Raw genomic sequence first — 3099 nt, 5'->3', positions numbered from 1 at the left:
GATTCACACCGTTACTGATGCGTTGGGCAATCCCACTCATTTTTTTTAACCCCTGGTCAAGCCTCGGACTTGCAAGGAGCCGATGAGTTATTGCCTCACGTCCAAGCAGAGGCAGTGCTAGCGGACAAAGCCTATGATGCAGACGAACGGGTCGTGACCCCTTTGCAACAACGAGGCATTGACGTTGTGATTCCACCAAAGAAAAACCGCAAGAACCCTCGGGCTTATGATGCACTGTTGTACCAAGCGCGTCATTTGATTGAGAATTTCTTTGCCAAGCTGAAGCAATTTCGAGCCATCGCGACCCGCTATGATAAGCGAGCGGTGAATTTTTTGGGAGGTATTTATCTGGCTGCCTCTAGCATCTTGTTGGCTTAGGATACTAGCATCTTGTTGGCTTAGGATATAAGCCAACGCTTTGACGCTCATTTGGCTCATGTTGTCAATTCTTTTATTTGATGACACGCCCTAGAGATACTAAGCTCTGTCACCGAGAATATAACCAGTCGTTGATTTGCAAACCTTGCTGTACTTGAACAAGTTTCGTCTAGACTTGCTTAATTGAAGTTCAATAGTTTATGAACGAGCTGACATGCGATCTGGTTATATCTAGTTATAGTGGTTAGTGGTGGTTAGAGATTGTTGCTGTGAATCGTTTTAGTGCTAGCCAAGTTGAGCAGCTTTGGAATGTCGTGACAGTCCTGAAACAGCGACGGCTAGAGCAATCTGTGTCGTTGGAGGAAATTGCGGCTAAAACTTACATTCAACTACGCCTGTTGAAGGCTTTGGAAGAGCACCGACTGGATGAGCTGCCTGAGCCTGTCTTTGTACAGGGGTTCATTCGTAAGTGTGGAGATATCCTTGGTTTGGATGGATCAGCACTAGCTGCTTCAGTCATAAATCCTCAGTCAGCAGTGTCTGTGCCCTTACTGTCGTCGGGTCATGCTGCGGTTGCGAGTGACAATGAGCAGTTAGTGGTGCCCCGCCAGTCTATTGACATCCTCAAGGAGGAGCAACCGAGTACTGCTAAAGCATCAGATGATAGTGACCTGAAGGCAGCTAATTTAACTCTAGTACGGTCTACTCTTAAGGCGTTGCCCTCAAAGAGGCTCAAGGTGTTTTCACGACGATCGCCTGGAGTATTGGTTCCTGTGATGCTTCCGATCGCTGCTCTTAGCATGGGCATTGTTGCCTTGGCAGTGGTGATTCCCAGGTTTGGGTTGTTTTCTCAACAGCCATTAGTACCTCCACCATCTCCCAGTGTGAGTGCAAGCGTTTCGCCTGAGTCGCTGCCACTTTTACCACCACCCCAGCGTGAAAGCTTGGTAGAAGTATCAGTAACCTTAACAGATGAGTCTTGGCTACAAATCAATCTTGACGGCAAGGAAGCCTTTTCAGGCATTCTACCAAAGGGTGCTGAGCGCAAGTGGTCAGCCAAGGAACTAGTGTCGATGCAAATTGGGAACGCGGGAGCTGTCTTGCTGTCGATTAATGGCAGTGATGCTAAGCCTGCGGGGGATCCCGGTGAGGTGCGTGAATTGCAGATTAAACCTACGGATGATGGGTCGCTGTTAAACCAGCAGCAGAGTTCCGCTGCAAACCGTGCTGAAGGTGAGATTTCGACAGTTACATTTTGATGGTTGTGATGCCAGCTAGTCAGGACATAGGGAAGCGAATGAATGACGATTATTGCTGTGATTGACTACGATATGGGCAACCTACATTCAGCCTGTAAAGGGCTGGATAGTGTCGGTGTTCAGCCAGTGGTCACTAGCTCCCCAGCGGATATTGAGGGTGCCGATGGTGTTGTTTTACCTGGCGTTGGTGCATTCGATCCAGCCATGCGGCAGCTCCGATCGCGCCACCTAGAGGATCCTATTCGGCAGGCGATCACAAGCGGTAAACCATTCTTGGGCATCTGCTTGGGATTGCAGGTGTTATTTGATGCTAGCGAAGAGGGGCAAGAACCCGGCTTAGGCATTCTCCCTGGCGTTGTTCGCCGATTCAGGCCAGAACCAGGGATCACAATTCCTCACATGGGTTGGAACCAGCTTACCCTAACGCAACCATCCTGCCCTTTGTGGCAAGAACTCCCCTCCAATCCGTGGATGTATTTTGTCCATTCCTACTACGCCGAGCCTTACGAACCCTCTGTGCAAGCAGCCACTGTAACCCACGGCAGTCAAACTGTGACCGCAGCTATTGCTACAGAAAATCTGATGGCATTACAGTTTCATCCTGAAAAATCTTCAACAGTTGGGCTTCAGGTGCTAGCCAACTTTGCTAAGCGAGTACAAGATATTACTATCGGTAATAACGATCCGTTAACAACTACGGCGAATATGAATTGATCTGAGTAAAATAGCTGTAAATAGCTATGCAGTATGTTAAGTTTTCCTGCGAGTCTTTTGAAGACGAGACATGAGGCTGTTGACTTGGAACTCCCTAGAGGGGGTTAACTGGATACAAGACGTTGCTGTTATACGAGCCTTCCTGTAGGGGAGCTTAAACCTACCTGGAGGGTGTTTGTCCACTTTTTACAAATGCCTGTGATTGAACGCAAACCTAACCGGGATTTACCTAATATCAACGAGCGCATTCGCTTTCCTAAGGTTCGAGTGATTGATACAGACGGTACACAAGTGGGGATTTTAGCGCCCCGCGAAGCCTTGCGGATGGCCGAAGAGAAGAACTTAGACTTGGTGCTGCTTAGCGATAAGGCCGACCCACCAGTCTGTAAGATTATGGACTACGGCAAGTATCGCTATGAACAAGAGAAGAAGGAGCGAGAAGCTCGTAAGAAGCAACACAATGCTGAAGTCAAGGAAGTTAAGATGCGCTACAAGATTGACGAGCACGACTACCAAGTGCGCGTGAGGCAAGCGATCGGCTTCTTGAAGGATGGGGATAAAGTCAAGGCTACCGTGATGTTTCGAGGGCGAGAGGTGCAACATGCCGATTTAGCAGAAGAACTGCTACAGCGCATGGCCGATGACCTAAAGGACGTAGCAGAAGTCCAGCAAGCACCTAAGCGTGAAGGCAAGAACATGATGGTATTGTTTACGCCTAAGAAGGCTTAATCCTGAGGGCTGTATGCTA

General features: G+C 48.6%; 3 protein-coding genes and 1 pseudogene. All 4 read left to right on the top strand.

Translation table 11 applies throughout. The annotated features are described in order from the left end of the window. The 4 genes and pseudogenes from NZ772_10850 (at position 1) to infC (ending at position 3080) form a co-directional block, all read left to right on the top strand. Positions 1 to 378 (top strand): annotated as a pseudogene (locus NZ772_10850) (IS5 family transposase). A 269-nt stretch (positions 379 to 647) separates the two neighbouring features. Then, positions 648 to 1637: a helix-turn-helix domain-containing protein gene (locus tag NZ772_10845; protein ID MCS6814050.1), complete on the top strand. Its 990-nt coding sequence runs from the start codon at positions 648 to 650 to the stop codon at positions 1635 to 1637. 42 nt (positions 1638 to 1679) lie between these two features. Beyond that, positions 1680 to 2351: an imidazole glycerol phosphate synthase subunit HisH gene (hisH, locus tag NZ772_10840; protein MCS6814049.1), complete on the top strand. Its 672-nt coding sequence runs from the start codon at positions 1680 to 1682 to the stop codon at positions 2349 to 2351. A 192-nt stretch (positions 2352 to 2543) separates the two neighbouring features. Then, complete coding sequence (gene infC, locus NZ772_10835) at positions 2544 to 3080, top strand: translation initiation factor IF-3 (protein MCS6814048.1); 537 nt, start codon at positions 2544 to 2546, stop codon at positions 3078 to 3080. Positions 3081 to 3099: the final 19 nt, after the last annotated feature.

It is taken from the genome of Cyanobacteriota bacterium (assembly GCA_025054735.1).
Taxonomy (GTDB): Bacteria; Cyanobacteriota; Cyanobacteriia; order SKYG9; family SKYG9; genus SKYG9.
This window is presented reverse-complemented; position numbering and strand designations above follow the sequence as displayed.

Bases quoted from the DNA above. Each gene is read 5' to 3' on its own strand.
- hisH (MCS6814049.1), top strand. From the start codon at position 1,680: ATGACGATTATTGCTGTGATTGACTACGATATGGGCAACCTACATTCA.
- infC (MCS6814048.1), top strand. From the start codon at position 2,544: ATGCCTGTGATTGAACGCAAACCTAACCGGGATTTACCTAATATCAAC.